The organism is Vibrio sp. 2092 (assembly GCF_033339635.1).
Taxonomy (GTDB): domain Bacteria; phylum Pseudomonadota; class Gammaproteobacteria; order Enterobacterales; family Vibrionaceae; genus Vibrio; species Vibrio alginolyticus.
Genome location: NZ_JAWOUY010000003.1, coordinates 18,573 through 42,806 on the forward strand (window position 1 = coordinate 18,573; position 24,234 = coordinate 42,806).

At 45.4% G+C, this 24,234-nt stretch carries 19 protein-coding genes; 10 read left to right on the forward strand and 9 right to left on the reverse strand.

Annotated elements, in window-relative coordinates; genetic code table 11:
• The first annotated feature begins 2 nt into the window (after nucleotides 1-2).
• Both aceF and lpdA read left to right on the forward strand, forming a co-directional pair.
• Entirely contained in the window at nucleotides 3-1,883 is a 1,881-nt protein-coding gene (aceF, locus tag R7P80_RS06575; protein ID WP_225491536.1) for a pyruvate dehydrogenase complex dihydrolipoyllysine-residue acetyltransferase, read from the forward strand.
• 267 nt (nucleotides 1,884-2,150) lie between these two features.
• A complete protein-coding gene (gene lpdA / locus R7P80_RS06580) occupies nucleotides 2,151-3,578 on the forward strand; it encodes a dihydrolipoyl dehydrogenase (RefSeq protein WP_005379993.1) in 1,428 nt (475 codons plus the stop codon).
• A gap of 145 nt (nucleotides 3,579-3,723) precedes the next feature.
• Here lpdA and opaR read toward each other — a convergent pair whose 3' ends face one another.
• Nucleotides 3,724-4,338: a transcriptional regulator OpaR gene (opaR, locus tag R7P80_RS06585; protein WP_005379994.1), complete on the reverse strand. Its 615-nt coding sequence runs from the start codon at nucleotides 4,336-4,338 to the stop codon at nucleotides 3,724-3,726.
• A 319-nt stretch (nucleotides 4,339-4,657) separates the two neighbouring features.
• Here opaR and hpt point away from each other — a divergent pair, with 319 nt between their 5' ends.
• Entirely contained in the window at nucleotides 4,658-5,188 is a 531-nt protein-coding gene (hpt, locus tag R7P80_RS06590) for a hypoxanthine phosphoribosyltransferase (protein WP_005379995.1), read from the forward strand.
• A 76-nt stretch (nucleotides 5,189-5,264) separates the two neighbouring features.
• On the opposite strand, the gene can is transcribed toward hpt, so the two are convergent.
• Nucleotides 5,265-5,933, reverse strand: a complete 669-nt coding sequence (gene can, locus R7P80_RS06595) for a carbonate dehydratase (protein WP_005379996.1) — start codon at nucleotides 5,931-5,933, stop codon at nucleotides 5,265-5,267.
• A gap of 281 nt (nucleotides 5,934-6,214) precedes the next feature.
• Here can and R7P80_RS06600 point away from each other — a divergent pair, with 281 nt between their 5' ends.
• The 4 genes from R7P80_RS06600 (at nucleotide 6,215) to R7P80_RS06615 (ending at nucleotide 10,881) form a co-directional block, all read left to right on the forward strand.
• Entirely contained in the window at nucleotides 6,215-7,885 is a 1,671-nt protein-coding gene (locus R7P80_RS06600) for a SulP family inorganic anion transporter (RefSeq protein ID WP_005379997.1), read from the forward strand.
• A 250-nt stretch (nucleotides 7,886-8,135) separates the two neighbouring features.
• The gene (locus tag R7P80_RS06605) at nucleotides 8,136-9,053 is read left to right on the forward strand and encodes an ABC transporter ATP-binding protein (RefSeq protein WP_005380000.1); all 918 of its coding nucleotides are present in this window, start codon (nucleotides 8,136-8,138) and stop codon (nucleotides 9,051-9,053) included.
• Nucleotides 9,054-9,824 carry an ABC transporter permease gene (locus tag R7P80_RS06610; protein ID WP_005386598.1) on the forward strand — a complete coding sequence of 257 codons (771 nt, stop codon included), beginning with the start codon at nucleotides 9,054-9,056 and terminating at the stop codon, nucleotides 9,822-9,824.
• Nucleotides 9,825-9,951: 127 nt separating this feature from the next.
• Nucleotides 9,952-10,881, forward strand: coding sequence for a Kdo(2)-lipid IV(A) acyltransferase (locus R7P80_RS06615; RefSeq protein ID WP_053304122.1), 930 nt, complete (start codon nucleotides 9,952-9,954; stop codon nucleotides 10,879-10,881).
• A 53-nt stretch (nucleotides 10,882-10,934) separates the two neighbouring features.
• Here the strand turns inward: R7P80_RS06615 and panC are convergent, their stop codons facing one another.
• The 7 genes from panC to sfsA all read right to left on the reverse strand — a co-directional run bounded on the left by panC (nucleotide 10,935) and on the right by sfsA (nucleotide 16,881).
• Nucleotides 10,935-11,840: a pantoate--beta-alanine ligase gene (gene panC, locus R7P80_RS06620; RefSeq protein ID WP_065274834.1), complete on the reverse strand. Its 906-nt coding sequence runs from the start codon at nucleotides 11,838-11,840 to the stop codon at nucleotides 10,935-10,937.
• Nucleotides 11,841-11,851: 11 nt separating this feature from the next.
• Nucleotides 11,852-12,646 carry a 3-methyl-2-oxobutanoate hydroxymethyltransferase gene (gene panB, locus R7P80_RS06625; RefSeq protein ID WP_005386592.1) on the reverse strand — a complete coding sequence of 265 codons (795 nt, stop codon included), beginning with the start codon at nucleotides 12,644-12,646 and terminating at the stop codon, nucleotides 11,852-11,854.
• Nucleotides 12,647-12,670: 24 nt separating this feature from the next.
• A complete protein-coding gene (gene folK / locus R7P80_RS06630; RefSeq protein ID WP_054700470.1) occupies nucleotides 12,671-13,156 on the reverse strand; it encodes a 2-amino-4-hydroxy-6-hydroxymethyldihydropteridine diphosphokinase in 486 nt (161 codons plus the stop codon).
• Entirely contained in the window at nucleotides 13,153-14,520 is a 1,368-nt protein-coding gene (gene pcnB / locus R7P80_RS06635; protein ID WP_005386589.1) for a polynucleotide adenylyltransferase PcnB, read from the reverse strand. The genes folK and pcnB overlap by 4 nt, the downstream gene beginning before the upstream one ends.
• Before the next feature lie 102 nt (nucleotides 14,521-14,622).
• Nucleotides 14,623-15,486: a tRNA glutamyl-Q(34) synthetase GluQRS gene (gene gluQRS, locus R7P80_RS06640; protein ID WP_047102653.1), complete on the reverse strand. Its 864-nt coding sequence runs from the start codon at nucleotides 15,484-15,486 to the stop codon at nucleotides 14,623-14,625.
• 95 nt (nucleotides 15,487-15,581) lie between these two features.
• Nucleotides 15,582-16,028: an RNA polymerase-binding protein DksA gene (gene dksA, locus R7P80_RS06645; protein ID WP_005386584.1), complete on the reverse strand. Its 447-nt coding sequence runs from the start codon at nucleotides 16,026-16,028 to the stop codon at nucleotides 15,582-15,584.
• A 136-nt stretch (nucleotides 16,029-16,164) separates the two neighbouring features.
• Nucleotides 16,165-16,881, reverse strand: coding sequence for a DNA/RNA nuclease SfsA (gene sfsA, locus R7P80_RS06650; protein ID WP_017635909.1), 717 nt, complete (start codon nucleotides 16,879-16,881; stop codon nucleotides 16,165-16,167).
• 66 nt (nucleotides 16,882-16,947) lie between these two features.
• Here sfsA and hrpB point away from each other — a divergent pair, with 66 nt between their 5' ends.
• The 3 genes from hrpB (at nucleotide 16,948) to R7P80_RS06665 (ending at nucleotide 24,234) form a co-directional block, all read left to right on the forward strand.
• Nucleotides 16,948-19,416, forward strand: coding sequence for an ATP-dependent helicase HrpB (gene hrpB, locus R7P80_RS06655; RefSeq protein ID WP_225491535.1), 2,469 nt, complete (start codon nucleotides 16,948-16,950; stop codon nucleotides 19,414-19,416).
• Nucleotides 19,409-21,781, forward strand: coding sequence for a penicillin-binding protein 1B (mrcB, locus tag R7P80_RS06660; RefSeq protein ID WP_005380020.1), 2,373 nt, complete (start codon nucleotides 19,409-19,411; stop codon nucleotides 21,779-21,781). The genes hrpB and mrcB overlap by 8 nt, the downstream gene beginning before the upstream one ends.
• Before the next feature lie 122 nt (nucleotides 21,782-21,903).
• Nucleotides 21,904-24,234, forward strand: coding sequence for a patatin-like phospholipase family protein (locus tag R7P80_RS06665; protein WP_033905586.1), 2,331 nt, complete (start codon nucleotides 21,904-21,906; stop codon nucleotides 24,232-24,234).

Genomic DNA, 24,234 nt, shown 5'->3' on the forward strand with positions numbered 1-24,234 from the left:
AAATGGCAATCGAAATTAATGTACCAGACATCGGTGCGGATGAGGTTGAAGTTACTGAGATTCTTGTAAGCGTTGGCGACAAGGTTGAAGAAGAGCAGTCTCTGATCACAGTTGAAGGCGATAAAGCTTCTATGGAAGTTCCTGCTTCTCAAGCGGGTATCGTTAAAGAAATCAAAGTTGCAGAAGGCGACAAGGTTTCTACTGGTTCTCTAATCATGATTTTCGAAGCCGAGGGTGCAGCTGACGCTGCACCTGCTCCTGCGGCAGAAGCAGCTCCAGCAGCAGCTCCAGCTCCAGCAGCAGCGGCAGAACTAAAAGAAGTTCACGTACCAGACATCGGTGGTGATGAAGTAGAAGTTACCGAAATCATGGTTGCCGTTGGCGACAGCATCGAAGAAGAGCAATCTCTTCTAACTGTTGAAGGCGACAAAGCTTCTATGGAAGTTCCAGCGCCATTCGCAGGTACTCTAAAAGAGATCAAAGTTGCAGCAGGCGATAAAGTATCGACTGGCTCACTTATCATGGTATTCGAAACAGCAGGTTCAGGCGCTCCAGCAGCACCAGCGGCAGCTGAAGCTCCTGCGGCAAAAGAAGTGAACGTTCCAGATATCGGCGGCGACGAAGTTGAAGTTACTGAGATCATGGTTGCGGTTGGCGACACAGTGGAAGAAGAGCAATCTCTAATCACTGTTGAAGGTGACAAAGCTTCTATGGAAGTTCCTGCACCATTCGCTGGCACAGTTAAAGAAATCAAGATTGCAGCTGGCGACAAAGTGTCTACTGGCTCACTAATCATGGTATTCGAAGTGGCGGGTGCAGCACCTGCTCCTGCAGCCGCTCCAGCTCCAGCTCCAGCTCAAGCGGCAGCACCTGCAGCTCCGGCTCCTAAAGCAGAAGCTCCAGCGGCAGCAGCTCCAGCAGCGACTGGCGATTTCAAAGAAAACGATGAGTACGCTCACGCGTCTCCAGTTGTTCGTCGTCTAGCGCGTGAATTTGGCGTTAATCTTTCTAAGGTTAAAGGTTCTGGTCGTAAGAGCCGTATCCTAAAAGAAGACGTTCAAGCTTACGTGAAAGATGCACTTAAGCGTCTTGAGTCTGGCGCAGGTGCAGCAGCATCTGGCAAAGGCGACGGCGCGGCTCTTGGTCTACTACCATGGCCAAAAGTGGACTTCAGCAAGTTTGGTGAGACAGAAGTTCAACCGCTATCTCGCATTAAGAAGATCTCTGGCGCAAACCTACACCGTAACTGGGTAATGATCCCGCACGTTACACAGTGGGATAACGCAGACATCACGGCTCTTGAAGCATTCCGTAAAGAGCAAAACGCGATTGAAGCGAAGAAAGATACTGGCATGAAGATCACACCACTTGTGTTCATCATGAAAGCGGTAGCTAAAGCGCTTGAAGCGTTCCCAGCGTTCAACTCTTCTCTATCAGAAGACGGTGAGAGCCTAATTCTGAAGAAATACGTGAATGTTGGTATCGCGGTAGATACACCAAACGGTCTAGTTGTTCCTGTATTTAAAGACGTGAACAAGAAAGGTATCTACGAGCTATCTGAAGAGCTAATGGCGGTTTCTAAGAAAGCACGTGCAGGCAAGCTAACAGCTGCTGACATGCAAGGTGGCTGTTTCACTATCTCTAGTCTAGGCGGTATCGGCGGTACGGCGTTTACTCCAATCGTAAACGCGCCAGAAGTTGGTATCCTAGGTGTGTCTAAGTCAGAAATGAAACCGGTATGGAACGGTAAAGAGTTCGAACCGCGTCTACAACTTCCACTGTCTCTATCATACGACCACCGTGTGATCGATGGTGCTGAAGGTGCGCGCTTCATCACTTACCTAAACTCATGTCTATCTGACATTCGTCGTCTAGTTCTGTAATAGAAATTAGATGAATGAGAGGCGGCAACTTAGCCGCCTCTGCTAATCATAATTACCGACAATTTGGTTATCAGCCTTGCTTCGTTCAGGGTTTTCACAATCGAATTGTTGTCTAGCTCACAGGCTAAATTGATTTACTTTTCACACCATTAACATCTCTGTAAACTGTTAGCGGTCTGAAAATAACTGTTTAAAACAAATCTCTCTTAAACATAAAAAATCGATACCCACTCAGCCTGTTAGGGATAATGACTACAAGAGGTCAAAATGAGCAAAGAAATTAAAGCCCAAGTTGTTGTACTTGGTTCTGGTCCTGCTGGTTACTCCGCTGCATTCCGTTGTGCGGACTTAGGTCTTGAAACTGTACTAGTTGAACGTTACAGCACGCTTGGCGGTGTATGTCTGAACGTGGGTTGTATCCCATCTAAAGCACTGCTTCACGTTTCTAAAGTAATTGAAGAAGCGAAAGCGATGGCTGACCACGGCGTTGTGTTCGGTGAGCCTCAAACAGACATCAGCAAAATCCGCATCTGGAAAGAAAAAGTTGTTAACCAACTAACTGGCGGCCTAAGCGGTATGGCTAAGATGCGTAACGTAACAGTAGTTAACGGTTACGGTAAGTTCACTGGCCCTAACTCTATCCTTGTAGAAGGCGAAGGTGAGCCAACAGTTGTTAACTTTGACAACGCAATCGTTGCGGCTGGTTCTCGTCCAATCAAACTGCCATTTATCCCGCATGAAGACCCACGTATTTGGGACTCTACTGACGCTCTTGAACTAAAAGAAGTGCCAGAAAAACTGCTTATCATGGGCGGTGGTATCATCGGTCTAGAAATGGGTACGGTTTACCACTCTCTAGGTTCTAAAGTTGAAGTTGTTGAAATGTTTGACCAGGTAATTCCTGCAGCAGACAAAGATATCGTGAAAGTATTTACTAAGCGTATCAAAGACAAGTTCAAGCTAATGCTAGAAACGAAAGTAACAGCAGTTGAAGCAAAAGAAGACGGTATCTACGTTTCAATGGAAGGCAAGAAAGCGCCAGCTGAAGCTGAGCGTTACGATGCGGTTCTAGTTGCTATCGGTCGTGTACCAAATGGTAAGCTAATCGACGGTGAAAAAGCGGGTCTAGAAATTGACGAGCGCGGCTTCATCAACGTTGATAAGCAAATGCGTACTAACGTTCCTCACATCTTCGCGATCGGTGATATCGTTGGTCAACCAATGCTTGCTCACAAAGGTGTGCATGAAGGTCACGTAGCTGCTGAAGTTATCTCTGGTAAGAAGCACTACTTCGACCCTAAAGTTATCCCTTCAATTGCGTACACTGAGCCAGAAGTGGCTTGGGTTGGTAAGACTGAAAAAGAAGCGAAAGAAGAAGGCATCAAGTACGAAGTAGCAACATTCCCATGGGCAGCATCAGGTCGTGCAATCGCATCTGACTGTGCAGACGGTATGACTAAGCTAATCTTCGACAAAGAAACTCACCGCGTAATCGGTGGTGCTATCGTTGGTACTAACGGTGGTGAACTACTTGGTGAAATCGGCCTTGCAATTGAGATGGGCTGTGATGCAGAAGATATCGCTCTGACTATCCACGCTCACCCAACTCTACACGAGTCTGTAGGTCTAGCTGCTGAAGTATTTGAAGGTTCAATCACTGACCTGCCAAACAAAAAAGCAGTTAAGAAGAAGTAAGCTTTTTCTGACTGAATGATAGAAGCCGCTGCATTGCAGCGGTTTTTTTATGCTTGTTACATAGGAATATAAATGTGTGCTTAGCTGACAGCAGACAATAAAAAGCCCACCAAACGGTGGGCTGACATATATTACTAGTTAAGCTTTAGTGTTCACGGTTGTAAATGCAAAGCATATCTAAGTATGAATTCACTAGATGTTTCAGTTCCGCTTCACCTTTAGCGCGGTTCGCTTGGACAAACAGTGAGTAACAAATACCGTGGAACAGGTTTGCCAAGTGTTCTGAATCGTGCTGGTCACACACCTCACCGCGTTCAATTGCTTTAATGAACATGTTTTGTACCAGCAACTGGTTAGTACGGTTAGTTGAAACAAACAATGGCCATACTTCATCACGTGTTGAAGCACTCCACTCGAACCATACTTTTAGCCAGTGACAGTCTTGGCTGACAAGCTCGATCATCGCATTAGTAATATTGGCGATGTTTTCACGTGCATGTAAGTCTAGGTCTATGTTATCCGATAGGAAGTTTGAGAACTGACGTACGACGTGATTGAGAACTTCATCCACCAAGTCTTCGCGTGTAGGGAAGTAGTTAAAAACAGTCGCCACAGAAACTTGAGCAATTTCTGCGATATCTGCGTGACCACCACGACCGATGCCGCGGCGCGCAAATACTTCCAATGCGATTTCCATTAACTGTTGCTTACGCTTAATTGGAGAAAGCCTAGTTCTAGGTCTCTTTGCAATTGAGTCCATATCCATTTTCCTTGCCATTTGAGTTGATATTGGGGGTAACCCCCTAATTGATTATTTTAATAGTTGCTTAAAGCAGTGATGAGTGTAATGGTGCATATGCACAAGGTCAACATCTGTAGAACAATTTATATACAGTAATGTCATTATTATTGATAAATTTAGCTATGAACTTTATAAAACTAAGACCTTCTTCCAAGATTTTTTGGCAACAGGATGCGACTTTCAACCCAATGAACGTGGTGATACACTACACGCCGTAAGATTAGGTGATCGTTTGCGTGCGACTTACCTCAACCCACAAATTTAGATTGAGCACAGTATGAAACATACAATAGAAGTCATGATTTCTGAGCAAGAAGTTCAGGAGCGAGTTCGTGAATTAGGCAAACAAATTACAGAGCGTTATCAAGGTAGTGAAGATCTTGTGTTGGTAGGCTTATTGCGTGGCTCATTTGTATTTATGGCAGACTTGGCACGTGCTATCGAACTGACTCACCAAGTTGATTTTATGACAGCGTCAAGCTACGGCAACACGATGGAAAGCTCACGTGACGTTCGTATCTTGAAAGATTTGGATGATGACATCAAAGGTAAAGACATTCTGCTTGTTGAAGACATCATTGACACTGGTAACACACTAAATAAAATCCGTGAGATTCTTTCGCTACGCGAGCCGAAGTCTATCGCTATTTGTACGCTCCTAGATAAGCCATCTCGTCGTGAAGTGAATGTTCCTGTGGATTGGATTGGTTTCGAAATTCCAGATGAATTTGTCGTTGGGGTGGGTATTGATTACGCGCAGAAATACCGCCACTTACCATACATCGGTAAAGTTGTACCTCAAGAATAATCATTGAGTTCAGCATTAAAAATATAAAAAACGCCCATCTAAGATGGGCGTTTTTCGTTCAACTTTTAGATATGACTTAGCGACAAAGGAGCTTGTTGTCTGTATTTAGAATCGTCGAAAGAGCTTTCTGGTAAGACGCTTCTACGGTTTCCTTAGAGTTAGAACGAATGCCTAAGTACTCTAAGCGACCATCTTCAATTCCGTATACCACACCATGAATTTCAACATCTTGCCCACGCTCCCAAGCGTTTTGCAGGATTGTTGAGTTACCCAAGTTGTACACTTGTTCTGCAACATTAAGCTCGCCTAGTTTATCCGCTCGATCTTGTTGCGGCATTTGATCTAGGTAAGTGCGGTGTTTGAAATAGATATCTCTGATATGTAACAGCCAATTATTAATAAGACCTAGCTTAGGGTTATCAATGGCTGCGTTTACGCCACCACATCCATAGTGTCCACAGACAATGATGTGTTTCACCTTAAGCACGTCTACGGCGTACTGGACGACCGATAGACAGTTGAGATCAGTATGGATAACTTGGTTTGCAACATTCCGATGAACAAAGAGTTCACCTGAGTATAGTCCGGTTAGTCGCTCGGCAGGAACGCGGCTATCAGAGCAGCCAATCCAAAGAAAATCAGGCTTTTGACCCTCTGCGAGTTTTGCGAAGTATTCAGGTCGATCAGATTTGATCTCTTGAGACCATTTCGAATTGTTTTCAAATAACTGTTTTATTTCCGGCATTTTGCAAACTACTTCCCTTAAAAGACAAAATCGCTGCCGCTGTTTGTGTGCACATGCAAGCGATCAGTGTTGTAACTATACACAATGTTACAATTTCGATCTCGTTAAATATTCGTCAGATAGGACTCATCTGACTAGTTTTCATTAAGAAAAAAGTAAAATCTGGTGAAACTATTTGTGGTGTGAATTTAGCCTTAATCTATTTATGGTTTAAATTTTCGCCTAGCTCGTTAAAGTAGTGATATTTTACTTTTTAAAATTGAATGCAGGGAAAATCAGCAGTGTTCGGTAGTCGTTTTGAAGATATCAATTTCAAAGGGGATGTATTTGGCGGGGTAACCACGGCGATTATCTCTCTCCCTCTGGCGTTAGCGTTTGGTGTTGCATCCGGAGCCGGTGCTGAGGCCGGCCTTTGGGGGGCAATAATGGTCGGTTTGTTTGCCTCGTTATTTGGTGGTTCTAATACGTTAATATCAGAACCGACAGGGCCAATGACGGTAATCATGACCGCAGTATTAACCAGTATGATGGCGAAATACCCAGAAACGGGCATGGCTATGACTTTCACGGTTGTCATGATGGCTGGCGCATTCCAAATCCTATTGGGGACGTTAAAACTGGGTAAATATGTTACCTTGATGCCTTACAGCGTTATTTCCGGGTTTATGTCTGGCATTGGTGTGATTCTTATCATTCTGCAGTTATCGCCTTTGATGGGGCATGCTGCGCCTTCAGGGGGAGTACTCGGAACGTTATCTGCTTTGCCGGAGACTATTTCTAACCTTAAATTCAGTGAGTTGTTTTTGGGACTACTGACTTTGGGGATTCTTTTTTTCTTCCCTAAGCAATATCGTAAATACGTTCCTGCACAGCTCGTGGCATTGGTCGCGGTAACGTTATTGTCTGTGATTCTCTTTGATACAGAAGATATTCGTCGTATCGGTGAAATTCCTGCTGGGTTACCTTCTCTCGTCGCCCCTTATATTGACACAGATATGTTTGTCGAGATGGTCATTGATGCATTAGTGCTCGGCACGTTAGGTTGTATTGATACTTTGTTAACGGCGGTTATCGGTGACTCATTAACTCGTAAAGAACACGACTCAGATAAAGAGCTGCGAGGTCAAGGGTTAGCTAACATGATCTCTGGCTTGTTTGGTGCGCTGCCGGGGGCGGGAGCTACCATGGGGACGGTAACGAATATCCAAGTTGGGGCTCGTTCGCCATTATCTGGTGTGATTCGCGCACTAATGTTGGCGTTGGTTGTACTGGTTGCTGGTGGGCTAACAGAGCCAATCCCGATGGCTGTGTTAGCAGGCATTGCGGTGTATGTTGGCTTTAACATCCTAGACTGGAGCTTTATTCAGAGGGCACATAAGGTAAGCTTTTCCGGAATGGCGGTGATGTATGGCGTTATGCTGCTTACAGTCTTCGTTGATCTTATCGTTGCGGTGGGTTTAGGCGTCTTTATCTCGAACATTATCATCATCGAGCGTTTGAGCCGAGAGCAGGCACGACAAGTAAAAGCGATCAGCGACGCGGATGAAGATGATGTGCCGTTGACTGACAGCGAGCGTGGTTTGTTGGATCGTGCGAATGGAAAAGTGCTGTTCTTTTATCTTTCCGGTCCGATGATCTTTAGTGTTTCTAAAGCCATTTCACGTCAGCACTCTAGTATTTCGGACTATGACGTGATGATTCTCGATCTTACGGATGTACCAATGATTGATGTGACCGTCGGTTTGGCGTTAGAGAATGCGATTAAGGATGCTCTCGATGCCAATTGTGCCGTGTATTTATTATGCCCGAATGAGCGAACACGAGAACAGCTAGAGAAATTCCATGTGATTGACCTTGTGCCTGATGAAAATATGTACCAATTCCGTTACGAAGCATTGAATGCGGCGGTGGCACATGTTGAGGCAGACCAGTATCAGCGCATAACGGCGTAATCATTCTGACAGTTAAAAACGCAACAGTGTCCTGTTGCGTTTTTTTATGCTCTATTTTGTCTTACTCAGAGATAACCTTTACGAGGTAAGGGTTATATTTCCAATATTATCGAAAGGTTTATTTGTAATCATCGTTATTCAACGATAAACTGATGGACCTCCAATACGATACCCAAGGCGATTTTGTAGTAAACCGCTGCTAAATATGAGTCGGTATTAGTAATCACAAACAAACGGCAATCAAGACCTTATGTACGCATTAGAAATTGAACAACTGCGCAAGACGTATGCAGGTGGCTTTGAGGCGTTAAAAGGTATAAGTCTCCAAGTGAAAAAGGGTGACTTCTACGCGCTTCTGGGTCCCAATGGTGCAGGAAAATCGACCACGATTGGCATCATTTCCTCCTTAGTGAATAAAACCTCCGGAACGACGAAAGTTTTCGGTTATGACATTGATACCGACCTCGAATTGGCCAAGCAGAATTTAGGCTTGGTGCCACAGGAGTTCAACTTCAACCAGTTTGAAACCGTTGAGCAAATTGTGATGCAGCAAGCTGGCTATTACGGTGTGTCTAAAGTATTAGCCAAAGAAAGAGCAGAAAAATACCTGAAAAAATTGGATTTATGGGAAAAACGCCAAGAGCGTGCTCGTAACCTATCCGGTGGGATGAAGCGTCGTTTAATGATCGCAAGAGCTTTGATGCACGAGCCGCAATTACTCATTTTAGATGAACCAACGGCTGGAGTGGATATTGAACTACGCCGCTCAATGTGGGGGTTTCTGAAAGAGATCAACCAAGAGCAAGGAATTACGATTATTTTAACGACACACTACCTAGAAGAAGCGGAGATGCTGTGTCGAAATATCGGCATTATTAATCGTGGTGAGCTGATTGAAAATACCACCATGAAGGCGTTACTAGGTAAGCTAAGCGTCGAGACATTTATCTTGGATATTGAGTCAGAAGTCGAGGTGCCTGAGCTTGAAGGTGTTAATCGACAAAGTATTGTTGATGGCTCTTTAGAGATAGAACTAGATAAGAGCCAAGGATTGAATTCGGTATTCAGTCAGTTAACAGAGCATGGCATTAAAGTTCTCTCAATGCGTAACAAAGCCAACCGACTTGAAGAGTTGTTTGTCAGCATTGTAAGAGAGGGGAGTAATTAAATGTACGGTTTATATTGGACGGCATTTCGCAGCTTGCTGAGCAAAGAAGTCACTCGTTTTACACGTATTTGGGTGCAAACCTTAGTGCCGCCAGCCATTACGATGACGTTGTACTTCATCATTTTCGGCAATCTTATTGGCTCTCGAATTGGTGAGATGAGCGGCTTTAGTTACATGGAGTACATTGTTCCAGGTTTGATCATGATGTCGGTGATCACTAACTCATACTCGAACGTGGCGTCGTCATTCTTTAGTGCAAAGCTACAGAAGAATATTGAAGAACTGCTGGTGGCACCGGTACCAAACTATGTGATTATTGCTGGCTATGTGATGGGCGGCGTGACTCGAGGTTTGTTGGTCGGTGCAATTGTTACTTGTGTGTCACTTTTGTTCGTTGATTTGCAAGTGGAGCACTGGGGCATTATTGTCGCGACTGTCTTCATGACGTCGGTTGTATTTGCTCTCGGTGGCTTGATCAATGCGGTTTACGCAAAAACGTTTGATGATATTTCGATCATCCCTACGTTTGTATTGACTCCTTTAACTTACTTGGGAGGAGTCTTTTATTCGATCAGTCTGCTGCCTGAATTTTGGCAAGGCGTTTCTAAGATCAACCCAATCGTCTACATGGTGAATGCGTTCCGCTACGGCTTTTTAGGTGTCTCGGATGTGGGTATTGTCACTTCATTTAGTGTACTTGCAGTGTTTGTTGTTGCACTGTATGCCATTGCGCATTATCTAGTAACCAAAGGGATTGGGCTAAGAAGCTAAGCCATTCTCATAAAGCAAAGAGCGGCGATTCACGCTGCTCTTTCGCGTGCATAACAATACATACCCATACAATTTTTCGGTTTTTATCATGGTAGGTTTCAATCATTTGTAATAAATGAGTGATCCTATGAATATTGTCCCGCCGCCGCCTTTCTCCTATCAGTTACTTAAGCCCAAATATTGGTCTGTATGGCTGGCATTTGGATCTTTAGCGATTCTTGTTAATGTACTGCCATACGTAGTATTGCGAATCTTAGGTAGAAGCATCGGCTGTATTGCGATGCATGTAATGAAGCGCCGACACAAGATCGCTCTGCGTAATCTCCAGCTGTGTTTCCCTGATTTTACGGATTGGCAATGTAAGGACGTAGTACGAAAAAACTTTCAATATACTGGAATGGCGATCATCGAAACCGGTATCGCTTGGTTTTGGCCAGATTGGCGGATACGTCGGATAACCTCTATTGTTGGAAAAGATCGTTTACTCGCTGAGGAAAAGAATGGACGTGGTGTGTTGGTGGTGTGCAGTCACCATTTAAACTTGGAGATAACCGCTCGTATTTTTAGCCAGTTTGCCCAAGGTTATGGCGTTTATCGCCCAAATTCGAATCCTGCTTATGAGTTTATTCAACATCGAGGTCGAACTCGTTTTGGACATCAAATGATTGATCGAAAAGACGTGAAATCAATGCTCAAAGTTCTGAAGAATGGTCATCGACTTTGGTATTTACCCGACCATGATTATGGCGTTAGCCATTCTGTTTTTGCGCCGTTTTTTGCTGTTGAACAAGCGGCGAGTACCGTCGGGTCTAGTGTTCTCATTGATGCAACAAAGTGCGCGGTTATATCTGGCGTTACAGTGAGTAAAAATCACCATTACACGCTGTACATTGGAAAAGACATTAGCGAGCGTTTCGAGAGACGTAATGCGGTTAAAGCGGCAAGCATCTTGAACCAAGAGCTTGAGAAAATGATAAAACGTGATATTCCAGCGTGGATGTGGCTGCACAAGCGGTTTAAAACTCGCCCTGAAGGGTTAGATTGCGTCTATACGTAGAGTATAAAAAAGGTCGACTAAGAGTCGACCTTTTTACTTTTATGGCTCAGAGCTTACTCTGCGTTCTCTGAGTTTGTATTGTTAGATTCAGCTTCTTCCTTCGTTTCGACAACCATATCTACCGTTTGGTTATCGATAAGACGAGCTTTGCCTAGGAACGCAGACATCAGAATGACAGCTTGTGTCGTTTCTGGTGTGATCACTTGTAATGTACGAGCATCACGAATGAAGATCTCATCAGGGTGCAGACCTGCAGCTCGAAGTTGGTCGCTTGCATCTTCGATGATCGATGCGTAGTCATCGCGGCCACCGCGAATGGCACTGCTGATCCAACGCATTGTACGAGCAAGTACAGGCGCACGTTGACGCTCGTCCAGCGTAAGCAAGCCATTGCGTGAACTCATTGCTAAACCGTCCATTTCACGTACGGTTGGTACACCGATGATTTCAATGTCCATTGCTAGGTCATCAACCATCTTGCGGATAACAGCAAGTTGTTGGAAGTCCTTCTCGCCGAAGCACGCGACATCCGGTTGTACGATGTTAAACAGCTTATTCACTATCGTCGTCACGCCACGGAAATGACCTGGTCGAGACGCGCCTTCGAGAATTGTTGATAGGCCAGGGACATCGACGAAGGTTTGCTTATCCAGACCTTCAGGGTAGATAACTTCTGGTGTTGGCGTAAATACCACATCGACCCCTTCAGAGGTTAACTTGCTTAAGTCTTCCTCTAGCGTGCGTGGGTAATTATTTAAATCGTCTGCACGATCAAACTGCATCGGATTAACAAAGATGCTTACGACAACGATATCAGCGTATTCGCGTGCTTTACGCACTAAAGTTAAGTGGCCTTCGTGAAGGTTGCCCATGGTAGGGACAAACGCCACTTTACGACCTTCACGTTTAAAGGTTTTAAGGTGTTCACGAACTGCTGAGATTTCCGCAAAAGTTTGCATGCATTTATCCTCTAGGCAATGGTATGAGCGTCGTCTGGGAATACACCGTTGGCTACATCTTCAATGTATTTAGTAACGGCTTTGCGCATATCACCTGTTTCAGCAAGAAAGTTTTTGGAGAATTTCGGCATGTAGTTGGCAGAAATACCAAACATATCATGCATTACGAGAATCTGGCCATCTGTTACGTTACCTGCACCAATACCGATAACAGGAACGTCAAGCACTTGCGTAATACGTTCAGCAAGCTCAGCTGGTACGCATTCTAGTAAGACGATTTGAGCGCCTGCTTCTTGTAGCGCTAATGCGTCTTTTACCATGCGGTCTGCTTTTTCTTGATCGCGACCTTGGATTTTGTAACCACCAAAAATATTAACAGCTTGAGGAGTTAAACCAAGATGAGCACAAACTGGAACTGATCGTTCAGTGAGCATTTTCACCGTGTCGACAAGCCAGTCACCACCTTCAATTTTTACCATATTGGCACCAGCACGCATCAGTTTAGCCGCATTTTCGCAAGCTTGCTCTGGCGTGGTGTAGCTCATGAATGGCATGTCTGCCATCAACAAACAATTTGGGCTACCAGCGCGTACGCAACGAGTATGGTAAGCGATATCATCGACCGTTACTGGTAGAGTATCGTTGTGACCTTGCAAAACCATACCTAGAGAATCACCGACAAGAAGTACTGGCATTTCTTGGCTTTCAAACAGTTGGGCAAAGCTCGCATCATAAGCGGTTGAAGTAGCAAATTTACGACCTTCTTGCTTCCACTTGATTAGGTCGTTGATGGTCATTTTTTTCATGGTTTTATCCTTACTAGGAGTTGGCTATGACTGCCAGATACTGAGGCCGTTTCTATCTACTTGTTCCAGTAGTTTAGAGACCTCGGTCCCATCAGGGAGTTGTAAATTTGGTGCAATTTCCGCAAGAGGGTAGAGTACGAATTCACGCTCTTTCATTCCATAATGAGGAACGATCAGCCTCTCGGAATTAATCACCTCATTGCCATAAAGCACAATGTCGAGGTCCAAGGTTCTTGGTCCCCAGCGTTCGTCTTTACGGACACGCCCTTGTTCTTGCTCTATAGCTTGTGTGCAATTGAGCAATTCAATAGGCGTCAAACTGGTGTTAATAGACACAACCGCATTGATGTAATCCGGTTGGTTTTGTGGCCCCATTGGCGTGCTGCTGTATAGCGAAGAAGCTTGAACAAACTCTGATTTAGGCAGCGTTTTTAATGCTTCAATCGCTTGCTTCGCTTGGCTGACAGGATCCGCCAAGTTACTGCCTACCGCAATGTACGCTGTAATCATGATTTGGGCTTACTCTTTTTCTTGCGATAAGTTTTACGGCGGCGCTGGCCTGTTTTCGGTGATTGACCGTCTAAGTCGGCAGCCATTGCTTGACGCATTTCTCGGCCTGCATTTTGAAAAGTTTCCCACCACTTGGCAAGCTTCTGAGTGTCACCACCTTCAATTTCACCGCGCATTTCAAGAAAATCAAAGCCAGCTCTAAATTTATTGAGCTCCATAAGACGGAATGCACGTTTACCGTTACGTCGTGGAAGACGAAGCTGTAACTGCCAAATCTCGCGAATGGTTGCGGTGTGGCGTCTTGGAATGGCAATTGTGCGAACTTGCTCGTCAAGAATGATGTTGCTCGCTTCCATAATGGCGTCGTAATGGCCTAAGTTGCGCTCTTCCATCAGTTCATCGGCTTTCGCACACAGTGGGTACCACAGCATTGCAGCAAACATAAATGCTGGATTGATGCGTTTCCCATCTTCGATGCGCATGTCGGTAGAATCTAGGACAAGATCCAACATCTGCTCAGTATGAGAGGAGTAATCTTCTGTAAAGTGCGCTGCAATCGTCGGGAATAGTTGCTGGAATAGGTTGTACTCACGCAGTAGGTGGTAGGTTTCTAAGCCATGACCGGATTGCAATAATTTGAGTGACTCTTCAAAAAGACGCGCTGACGGAATGTCACCGAGCAACGGTGCCATGTGTTCGATTGGCGCTGCGGTGTCTTCTTCAATATCAAAGTCTAGTTTTACCGCGAAACGAACCGCACGCAGCATGCGCACAGGGTCTTCACGGTAGCGTGTTTCTGGATCACCAATCAGTCGAATTAGGCGATCTTCTAAATCTTCAATACCACGTGCGTAGTCGTGAATCGAGTAATCTGCGATGTTGTAGTACATCGAGTTAATCGTGAAATCACGGCGCTCAGCATCTTCATCGATGGTGCCGTAGACGTTGTCACGCAGCAGCATACCCTCTTTTGATTGCTGAGAAATGCTCTTATTCTTTTGCTCTTGGTGGTGACCACGGAATGTCGCAACCTCAATGATGTCTCGGCCAAACATAATATGAGCCAAGCGGAAGCGGCGACCAATCAAACGGCAGTTACGAAATAGCTGTTTGATCTGTTCCGGCGTTGCGTTGGTCGCAATGTCAAAATCTTTTGGTTTTTGTCCAAGCAGTAAGTCTCGAACCCCGCCACCCACAAGAAAAGCATCGAAACCAGCACCATTTAGGCGGTACAGTACCTTCAGCGCATTATCACTGATCTGCTTACGCGAAATGTTGTGCTCTTCACGAGTTATTACATTGAGAGCGAGCTCTGGAATTGTGGCAGGTTCGCTTGGTGTATAGTCGTTTGTATTCATGTGCATCTGGCAATAACTGGGTTTAATCCAATCTTGCTTTGGTTAGTTTTATACGCCTCTAGGGCCTAATTTGCGGCTAATGATAGCCTACACAATGCCATTTGAGAATCACGGTGTGATCTCGATCTCTGCTGGAAGCTGTTCCAACCGCCAGTTTTCGCAGCCCCAACGAAGAATATCTTCTATGTTGGCCGCCCTTACGGTTTCAGGTATCTCGAAACCTAAAAATGTCATGGCGCGCAATAGAGTAGGTTTTGGTGTATCTATATCAATAGCCGTCGCGTGATTTTGTTTCGACAATTTATTGCCGTTGTTGTCCATCGCCAATGGTAAATGCAAGTAGCTAACTTCAGGCTGACCAAGTATTTGGTACAGGCTAATTTGACGCCCTGTCGGCTCGATTAAGTCTGCACCTCGCACGACTTCTGTGACGCCTTGGTCGATGTCGTCCAATACTACCGCAAGATTATAAGCAAATAATCCATCTCGACGTTTAATAATGAAATCTTCATTAACGAGTTGCTCTGGAATCGTAATGGTTCCCTGCTTTTGGTCGAGGAAATGAGCGACAGGCTTGGTCATTTTTAGGCGAATCGCGCCGTCTTTCAAGTTTTTATCGCGGCAAGTGCCAGGATAAAAACCGCCATGCTCTTTAATTTGCTTACGAGTACATTGGCAATAATAGGCTTCTCCATTTTCGAGCCATTTGTTTATTTGAGCTTGGTAAAGGTCGTGACGTTCGCTCTGGTATACCACTTCTCCATCCCAATGCAGCTGATAGGCCTTGAGTGCCTCTAGGATAAGTTGCGCTGCACCTGGCATTTCTCTTGGTGGGTCTAAGTCCTCAATACGTACTAACCAAGCTCCGTTTTGTGCTTTCGCTTGAAAATAACTGCCAAGAGCGGCAATCAGTGAACCAAAATGCAGTGGACCAGAAGGAGATGGGGCGAATCGACCTACATAGCGTGTCATGCGTGTATCTCGAATTTAGTAAACAAATAGGGTGCGAAGATAGCCAAAACAAAAAGGGAGCCTGAGCTCCCTTCAACAATCATAATGCTGGGTGATTAACCTTGCATTTGCTTCTCTTTGATTTCTGCAAGTGTTTTACAGTCAATACAAAGGTCAGCGGTTGGACGTGCTTCAAGACGGCGAACGCCAATCTCTACGCCACAAGACTCACAGAAGCCAAAATCGTCTTCTTTGATTTTATCCAAAGTCTTTTCAATCTTCTTGATCAAACGGCGTTCGCGGTCACGGTTACGCAGTTCTAGGCTGAACTCTTCCTCTTGAGAGGCGCGGTCAACTGGATCTGGGAAGTTTGCTGCTTCGTCCTGCATGTGGTGAACAGTACGATCCACTTCAGCTCTTAGCTGGTCGCGCCAAGCTGTTAAGATTTTCGTAAAGTGTTCAACCTGCTCTGGTGACATGTACTCTTCACCAGGTTTTTCCTGATATGGCTCCACGCCGGCAATGGCTAGGATGCCTATCGTTTTCTTCTTTGATTCTGGCATACAGCATCTCCTACTTACACCTAGTCAACTGCTACGCAGTCAATTTAAGGCGGGTATCTATAGCAAAAAGAGGCGGTGCAAGCAAATACTGAATCGCAAAGTTATCGTCAATGTGAAGACGACATCATTTTTTCTCTTAATTGATAAAATCAATAGCGGAAATCAGCTTCATTCCAGTATCGCTCAGTTCAGCTTTGTAGCAGAGAACTTCCACTCCAGCGTCTTGTGCTTGTTTGAGTAATAGTGAATATTTCGCGTCTATATGGTGCGCCGCGGATACTTTTTCAATACCTGAATGTAAAACAGTGAATAAAAGTATGGCTCTACTTCCATTTTGTGCCATTTCTGTGAGCTCTCTCAGGTGTTTTTGTCCCCGAGTCGTGACCGCATCTGGGAAGTATCCTTGTCCAGTAGAGTCGGTCTCATCAAGAAGAGTGACGCTTTTCACTTCTATATAGCACTTTGGCTTGTCGTCTGCGCTGAGCAAGATATCAATTCGGCTATTTTCATTGCCGTATTTCACCTCAGTTTGAAGTGTGTCATAACCACAAAGCTCTGAAATGACATTATTTTCAATAGCCTCTACGGCTAATTGATTGGCGCGCGCGGTATTGATACAAATACGGTGGCCTTGTTCGGTCTCACTCAACTCCCAACTATTGGGGTATTTTCGTTTCGGGTTGTCGGAAGTAGAAAACCAAACCTTGTTTCCGGGCGTAGCACAACCCGTCATTGCACCTGTATTTGCGCAGTGGATTGTACGGATTTCACCAGTATCGAGCTCGATATCGGCAAGAAAGCGTTTATAACGTTTGAGTAGAGTGGCGGACTCTAAAGCGGGTGTGAAATGCATTTGCTTATTTAGACAAAAAATTTTTTATGTACAATGTTGCCACCATTACACCATAAGGTATTTCCTTTGTCACAATTGCCGATTGAAGCCGTGATGCCTGAGTTGCTGACGGCGGTCAAAAATCAACATCAAGTGATCTTAAAAGCGGCGCCTGGTGCCGGTAAGTCGACTTACTTCCCTTTGCAGTTACTCTTAAATCATTCGGTTGCTGGAAAAATCATCATGCTTGAGCCAAGACGACTCGCGGCGCGTAACATTGCCCGTTATCTTGCTGAGCAATTGGGAGAACAAGTTGGTCAACGCGTGGGTTATCGAGTTCGTGGCGAGGCAAAGGTAAGTTCTGCAACGCAGCTGGAGATCGTGACCGAAGGGATCATGACCAGGATGATCCAAACTGACCCTGAACTGGATGGGGTTGATCTACTGATCTTTGATGAGTTTCATGAACGCAGCATTCATGCCGATACCGCTTTGGCATTCAGTTTAGAAGTTCAAGAGGCATTGCGAGACGATCTCAAGCTGGTGGTAATGTCGGCAACGCTTGACCAACAAGCATTACAATCGTTGTTGCCAGAAGCCAGTTACATTGAATCTGAAGGGCGCAGCTTTGATGTGGCAATGCGCTACCAGCCGTTAGGTGTGAACGAGCATTTACCTACGAGTATGGCAAAAACAATAGAAAGTCTTATGAACAAAGAGTCTGGATCTTTGTTGGCTTTCCTACCGGGTGTTGGTGCCATAAAACAAGTTGAAGAGCGGTTGTCTCATTTAGCGGATGATATCGACATATACCCACTTTATGGTCAACTGAGTTTTGCAGATCAACAAAAAGCGATTACGCCAGCAGAACAAGGTAAGCGTAAAGTCGTTCTAGCGACCAACATTGCAGAAACTTCACTAACGATTGAAGGCATTCGCCTCGTGGTTGATTCTGGGTTAGAGCGTATTGCCCGCTTTGATTTGAAAAACGGTTTAACACGCTTAGAGCAAACACGCATTGCACAGTCTTCAGCGATTCAGCGTGCAGGACGAGCGGGACGAATAGAAGAGGGCATTTGTGTTCGTCTTTATTCTGAAAGCCAGTTCAAGCAGCAACCGCTGGTTCCCCTACCCGAAATTTTGCATTCCGATTTGGCTAGTTTAGTTATGGAGCTTGCCTTTTGGGGAACGGGTGATATCCACGATCTAAAGTGGCTTGATGTTCCCGCTAATGCGTCATTGGAACAAGCGAAGCAGCTATTGGTGTCATTGGGACTACTGACGGAAAAAGGGCAATTAACGTCCGAAGGAAAACAGGCGCATGAACTAGGCGTTGAGCCTCGTGCGGCTGCGATGCTAATTAAAGCGCTATCTTACAGTGATAAGATGTTAAATGCTGCTTTGGCGGCGGTCGCACTGATTGAAGAGCCAGAGAGAAATGTTACCAATATCGCTCATAGCTTGCATCGTTGGCTTGTTGGTACTCATCCAAAAAAGTCGATGTTGTTCAAGCGTGCTCAATCTCTGGCGTACAAATTGGATACGGTATTTGACCTGAAAGGCGTGGATGAAGATGCATTACCGCTGGTGTTAAGTTTGGCATTTCCAGATCGCATTGCGCAGCAGCGCACAAATCAATTTGGGCGATTTACTTTGGCTAATGGTCATGGTGCAGAATGTCATCAGGAAGACATGCTAGGTGGCTGTGAGTATTTGGTTGCCGTTGACTTAATGCGTTCTCATTCTAATTCAAGTCAAATTCATTCGGCATGTGAATTGGATGTCAATATATTGCGAACGACCTTTGATACGCTATTTTCGTCTGAAGAAGTAGTGGACTGGGATGAAAAAAGAGGCCGTCTAATAGCTGAGCGACAAACAAAACTCGGTCTGCTGGTCGTTGAACGCGAGCCGTTGCCAAGCCCGGGCAAAGAAAAAATGACACAAGCTTTACTCACGTATGTCCGCCGCCAGGGCTTACAGAGTCTAAACTGGACACCGGCAGCGGAGAGCTTGTTGGCTCGGATTCGTTGTGCGGTGGAATGGTTACCTGAGCAGTCATGGCCAGTGTTTGATGAAGCCAGTTTGCTGGATTCATTAGAGGAGTGGTTAGAACCATACATGACGTCTGTCAGCTCGGTTAAAGACCTGAGCAAGATAAACTTGGTCGAAGCGCTTAATGCTCTATTAGGTTGGCCACTCAATCAACAACTGGATGAATGGTTACCTGAGCATTACCAACTACCCACAGGTTCAAAGAAGCGTATCCGTTACCAATATGGCCACGAGCCGATATTATCGGTGCGTATGCAAGAAGTATTTGGGGAGAGTGGTTCCCCAACGGTAGCTCTTGGCCGCAAGCGTTTGGTGCTTGAACTGCTTTCACCGGCACAACGTCCATTGCAAGTAACGTCGGACTTGGCGGCTTTCTGGAACGGAAGCTACAAAGACGTTCAAAAAGAGATGAAAGGGCGCTACCCAAAACACGTTTGGCCAGATGATCCTGCCAATCATGTAGCAACAACGAAAACAAAAAGACAATTGAATAATGACTGACAGCAAGAAGCCTAGCGCGAAAAAAGCGCCAGCGAAGAAAAGTACAACCAATAAAGGAACCGCAAAACAGACTCGACGTACGCCGAGTAAAAAGCCGACTAACGAGAAACGTTCGTGGTTGAAAGTTCTGTGGTCGTTTAGCTGGAAAGCTGGCGTTGCACTTGCCGCTGTTTTGCTGTTTGTTGGGATTTACTTAGATAGTGTGGTGAAAGAACGCTTTGAAGGTCAGCTGTTTGAGCTGCCAACGGTGGTTTATGCCCGTATCTTGAATCTAAGCCCTGGTGAGAATATCACCATCCAAGAACTGCGCAACGAGCTAGATGTGTTGAATTACCGTAAAGTGAGTCAACCTCGTTACCCAGGCGAATATTCCTCTTCTTCCACTCGGATTGAATTGATTCGTCGTCCATTCGAGTTTGCCGATGGTCCCGAGCCGGATCGTCACATTATGCTGCATTTCTCTGATTCCGGCTTGCAACGTATTCAGTCTTTAGAATCTCGAGGAGACCTTGGTTACTTGCGCCTAGAACCGAAGATGTTGGGCATGCTGGAGAAAGACCGTGATGAACAGCGCCTTTTCTTACGTCGTGATCAGTTCCCTGAAATTTTGGTGGATGCACTGCTTGCGACCGAAGACCGGGATTTTTATCAACATGACGGGGTGTCACCGCTCGCGATTGCACGTGCATTGGTTGCGAACATTAAGGCGGGTCGTACTGTTCAAGGTGGTAGTACGCTGACTCAGCAATTGGCAAAAAACCTGTTTTTGACTCGTGATAAAACACTGTGGCGTAAAGTTCGAGAAGCGTATATCGCGCTAATTTTGGATTACCGTTACAGCAAAGATCGTATCTTAGAAGCCTACCTAAACGAAGTGTACCTAGGTCAAAGTGGAGGTGAAGCGATCCACGGGTTTGGCTTGGCGTCGCGTTATTATTTTGGGCAGCCAATTCAGGAGTTGCGAATCGATCAATTGGCGATGTTAGTTGGGATGGTAAAAGGACCGTCTTACTACAACCCAATTCGTTACCCTGAGAGAACGAAAGAGCGTCGTGATCTCGTTCTGCGCCTGTTAATGCAGCAAAACATGTTGACTTCAGAGCAGTATGAACAAGCTGTAAGTCGTCCACTCGATACGCAAAGCAAGCCACGTATTGCGAGCCGTCAGCCAGCTTATTTCCAACAATTGAGCATTGAATTAAAAGAAAAAGTTGGGGAGCGATTTAAAGCAGAGACCGGACTGCGCGTGTTTACGTCTCTGGACCCAGTATCGCAAAGCAAAATGGAACAAGCTATCGCGAAAAAGATCCCAGAACTAGCTAAACGGGGTGGTAAAGAGTTAGAAGCCGCTGCTGTGGCCGTTGATCGCCATAGTGGTGAAATCCGTGCGATGGTTGGTGGTAAACGTGTCGGTTATGAAGGCTTTAACCGCGCGCTCAATGCCAGTCGTCCAATTGGTTCTTTAGTGAAACCAGCGATTTACTTAACGGCTCTAGAACAACCGGATAAATACAACCTAGGCACGACGCTACACGACACGCCGTTAAGTCTGAAGAGCAGTAAAGGTAACGTGTGGACGCCGCGCAACTACGATAGAAAATATCGTGGTGATGTGCCACTTTACATTGCTTTAGCGAAATCACTTAACGTACCAACCGTGCGCTTAGGTATGGCACTTGGCATTCCTGAAGTCTCCAATACTTTAGAGCGTTTGGGCGTGAACAAAGACGAAATTCGCCCAGTGCCTTCGATGTTTTTGGGTTCGTTTTCTTTGACGCCATTCGAAGTCGCACAGATGTATCAGACTCTGACGAATTCAGGTAAGCGTGCAAAACTGACCGCTCTGCGCTCAGTCATGGATATGGAAGGTAATGTGCTGTATCAATCCTTGCCTCGTTCATCAAGAGCCGTGGATGAACAAGCTGCATGGCTAACGACCTACGCGATGAAACAAGGGGTTGCTCAAGGCACTGGCCGCTTCTTACAAAGCCAGTTTGGTTGGGCTGCATTGGCAGGAAAAACGGGTACCAGTAATGACAACCGCGATAGTTGGTTTGTCGGTGTTGATGGTCGTGAGGTGACGACAATTTGGCTAGGCCGCGACGATAATAAACCCGTGAATCTAACGGGGTCGAGTGGTGCATTACGAGTGTACGCAGAGTACTTGAAGCAGCGTATTCCTGAGCGCTTAGAGCTCCCATGGCCAAGAGAAATCACCACATTAGGGTTCAAGCCTACATCTGATGGAGGTTTAGAAATGAACTGCCGTAGTGATTACAAACTGCCGGTTTGGGATAAAACCGGTCAGATAAAGCAACAGTGTGAGAAGAAATCAAACTGGTTAAATAGCATATTTGATTGGTAGCATCGCCAAATCAACAACATTAGCTTGTTTATCTGATTAATTCTTAGTACATATTAGGGCGTGTTAGTACAGTACTGCTAGCACGCCCTACTTGATCAGATATTCAATAAAGGAAGAAGTGAATGTTCAAAAAGCTGTTATCAAGCCCATCGGTTCGCAACTTTGCGCTTTGGGTTAGTACCTTTTTGATGATCACTCCTTCTGTTTCCCTCGCAAACTCTCTAACAAAAACGGATGACTTGGAACCTCGACCAAAGGTGGCGGTTGTGCTCGCTGGTGGCGGAGCGAAAGGGGCGGCACACATTGGGGTTTTAAAAGCATTGGAAGAAATGCAGATCCCTGTCGATATTGTGACCGGTACCAGTATGGGCGCCTATGTGGGTGGGCTCTATGCCACGGGGATGAGTGCTGATGAAATTGAGAGTTTTATCTACACCGTCGATTGGGGCAGCGGTTATCGAGATCGTGTTGACCGTAGCCAACGTCGAGTTCGTGACAAAGAGTATGAAGACCGCTATCAAATTAATACCGACCTCGGCTTAAGGTTCGGTGAGGTACGAGCACCAACGGGTGTGGTGCAAGGCCAGAACATGTTGCGAGTATTGCGTGAGACTACAGGGAACTTAGGGCGATTCGATTCTTTTGATGAGCTTGCCATTCCTTATCGTTCTGTTGCGACTGATATTCTTGCCCTAGAAGAAGTCGTACTGGGTAATGGTTACCTTGTGGATGCCATGATGGCTAGCATGTCTGTACCAGGAGCACTTCCTCCCTATAAGCTCAATGGTCATATGCTTGTCGATGGCGGCGTCGTCAATAACATGCCTGTCGATGTGGCTCGCGCCATGGGGGCTGATGTCGTTATTGCCGTCGATATTAGCACCGACTACAAAACCGAAGATGAATTTACGGGGCTGTTTACTGTCGCGGACCAACTCTCTAACTATCTCGTTCGTCGTAGTACACAACAGCAAGTGGACGAGCTTGAACCTCAAGATATCTATATTCGTCCCAATGTGGGCACCATGGAAACCGTCGAGTTCGACAAAATGCCTTGGGCTTTTCAAGCTGGGTACGATATTACCAAGCAATTAAAAGACAAGCTGAAAGAGTTACGCTTGTCCAACGCGGACTATCAAAAATACATCGACCGCAAACAAGAAGTTCGTAAAACTTTGATTTATGGCGATCAGCGTGTGGTTGATGACATTGTGATTGTAAATAACACGCACTACAGCGATGTGTTGTTGACGAATCGTATTGAATTAGAAACCGGACGTCGTATTTCAACGGCCGAAATTGAGAAAGCCGTTGAAAACCTCTACGCGTTAGATCGGTTCGAGCTCATCACTTATCACTTTGAAGAGGTTGATGGTGAGACATTGTTGGTTTTTGATGTTAACGAGAAGTCGTGGGGGCCTAATTATCTCAACTTCCGATTTTTTCTTGAAGATGACTTCGATACAGATAGCCAGTACGGCATAGGGATATCAACCAACTTTACCAACTTGAACTCTCATGGCGCGGAGTTGGCGTTCAACGTAGAAATGGGCACGGATAAGCTGATTGAAGCTGAGTTGTATTCCCCTGTTTTATCTAGCCAAGAACTTTTTGTATCGGGGCGTATTTCCTATGGCAGTGAGAGCCGAAACTTACCTTTAACAGAGCCTCAAGCACCAGATTTAGAGTCAGTAAATGACTTTTTTCCGGTCACTTACGATGATTTTACAACAGAGTTAGCGATAGGTATCCAACCCACATTGTGGCAAGAACTTCGATTTGGCGCTCGCTACTCAACCGGAGATATTGAGCTTTCTACTTTGGCTTCTGCTGGTAAATTGGATTTTGAACGTCGTGGCCTGTTTGCCAATTATCGCCTAGATACACTCGATGATTTCGCATTTCCGACTCGTGGGCTTTTAGTCGATCTCGAATATTTAGTGTCTCATGATCAAAGTCCTCAAGGCGTTAGCCTTTTAGAAACTGACAAAATTATTGAAGATACCGTTTATGAAATCTCTGCACGATTTAAAGGTGCAGTGAGTCATCAGCGTCATACTTTAGTCGGACATGCTGAATATAGTTTTGTAGAGAGTAAAAACTCATCTTTACCGCTTGATCCCAGAGAGTTGGGCGGCTTCTTAAGCCTATCGGGAATCCCAAGAAATAGCCTGATCGGACAGAACTTATTTTTCAGCAGTTTGGTGTACCGATATAAGTGGTTTGATAATGATTTCGGATTGTTTGAAGCTCCAGTCTACCTGGGCGCATCGGTCGAATATGGCGGTGTTTGGTCTGATAATGATCTGAAACTAAACGAAGCGCCGCTTTACAATGCTGGTTCCATCTTCTTTGGTGTTGACTCACCAATAGGACCAATAATGTTGGCATACGGTCGTACCGAGCAAGATTTGGATGCTGTGTATTTGATCGTAGGAACATCGTTTAATTAA

Bases quoted from the DNA above. Each gene is read 5' to 3' on its own strand.
- mrcB (WP_005380020.1), top strand. From the start codon at position 19,409: ATGACTGACAGCAAGAAGCCTAGCGCGAAAAAAGCGCCAGCGAAGAAA.
- lpdA (WP_005379993.1), top strand. From the start codon at position 2,151: ATGAGCAAAGAAATTAAAGCCCAAGTTGTTGTACTTGGTTCTGGTCCT.
- hpt (WP_005379995.1), top strand. From the start codon at position 4,658: ATGAAACATACAATAGAAGTCATGATTTCTGAGCAAGAAGTTCAGGAG.
- opaR (WP_005379994.1), bottom strand. From the start codon at position 4,338: ATGGACTCAATTGCAAAGAGACCTAGAACTAGGCTTTCTCCAATTAAG.
- dksA (WP_005386584.1), bottom strand. From the start codon at position 16,028: ATGCCAGAATCAAAGAAGAAAACGATAGGCATCCTAGCCATTGCCGGC.
- folK (WP_054700470.1), bottom strand. From the start codon at position 13,156: ATGATTACAGCGTACATTGCGGTAGGCAGTAACTTGGCGGATCCTGTC.
- R7P80_RS06605 (WP_005380000.1), top strand. From the start codon at position 8,136: ATGTACGCATTAGAAATTGAACAACTGCGCAAGACGTATGCAGGTGGC.
- pcnB (WP_005386589.1), bottom strand. From the start codon at position 14,520: ATGCACATGAATACAAACGACTATACACCAAGCGAACCTGCCACAATT.
- R7P80_RS06615 (WP_053304122.1), top strand. From the start codon at position 9,952: ATGAATATTGTCCCGCCGCCGCCTTTCTCCTATCAGTTACTTAAGCCC.
- gluQRS (WP_047102653.1), bottom strand. From the start codon at position 15,486: ATGACACGCTATGTAGGTCGATTCGCCCCATCTCCTTCTGGTCCACTG.
- panC (WP_065274834.1), bottom strand. From the start codon at position 11,840: ATGCAAACTTTTGCGGAAATCTCAGCAGTTCGTGAACACCTTAAAACC.
- R7P80_RS06665 (WP_033905586.1), top strand. From the start codon at position 21,904: ATGTTCAAAAAGCTGTTATCAAGCCCATCGGTTCGCAACTTTGCGCTT.
- aceF (WP_225491536.1), top strand. From the start codon at position 3: ATGGCAATCGAAATTAATGTACCAGACATCGGTGCGGATGAGGTTGAA.
- can (WP_005379996.1), bottom strand. From the start codon at position 5,933: ATGCCGGAAATAAAACAGTTATTTGAAAACAATTCGAAATGGTCTCAA.
- sfsA (WP_017635909.1), bottom strand. From the start codon at position 16,881: ATGCATTTCACACCCGCTTTAGAGTCCGCCACTCTACTCAAACGTTAT.
- panB (WP_005386592.1), bottom strand. From the start codon at position 12,646: ATGAAAAAAATGACCATCAACGACCTAATCAAGTGGAAGCAAGAAGGT.
- R7P80_RS06610 (WP_005386598.1), top strand. From the start codon at position 9,054: ATGTACGGTTTATATTGGACGGCATTTCGCAGCTTGCTGAGCAAAGAA.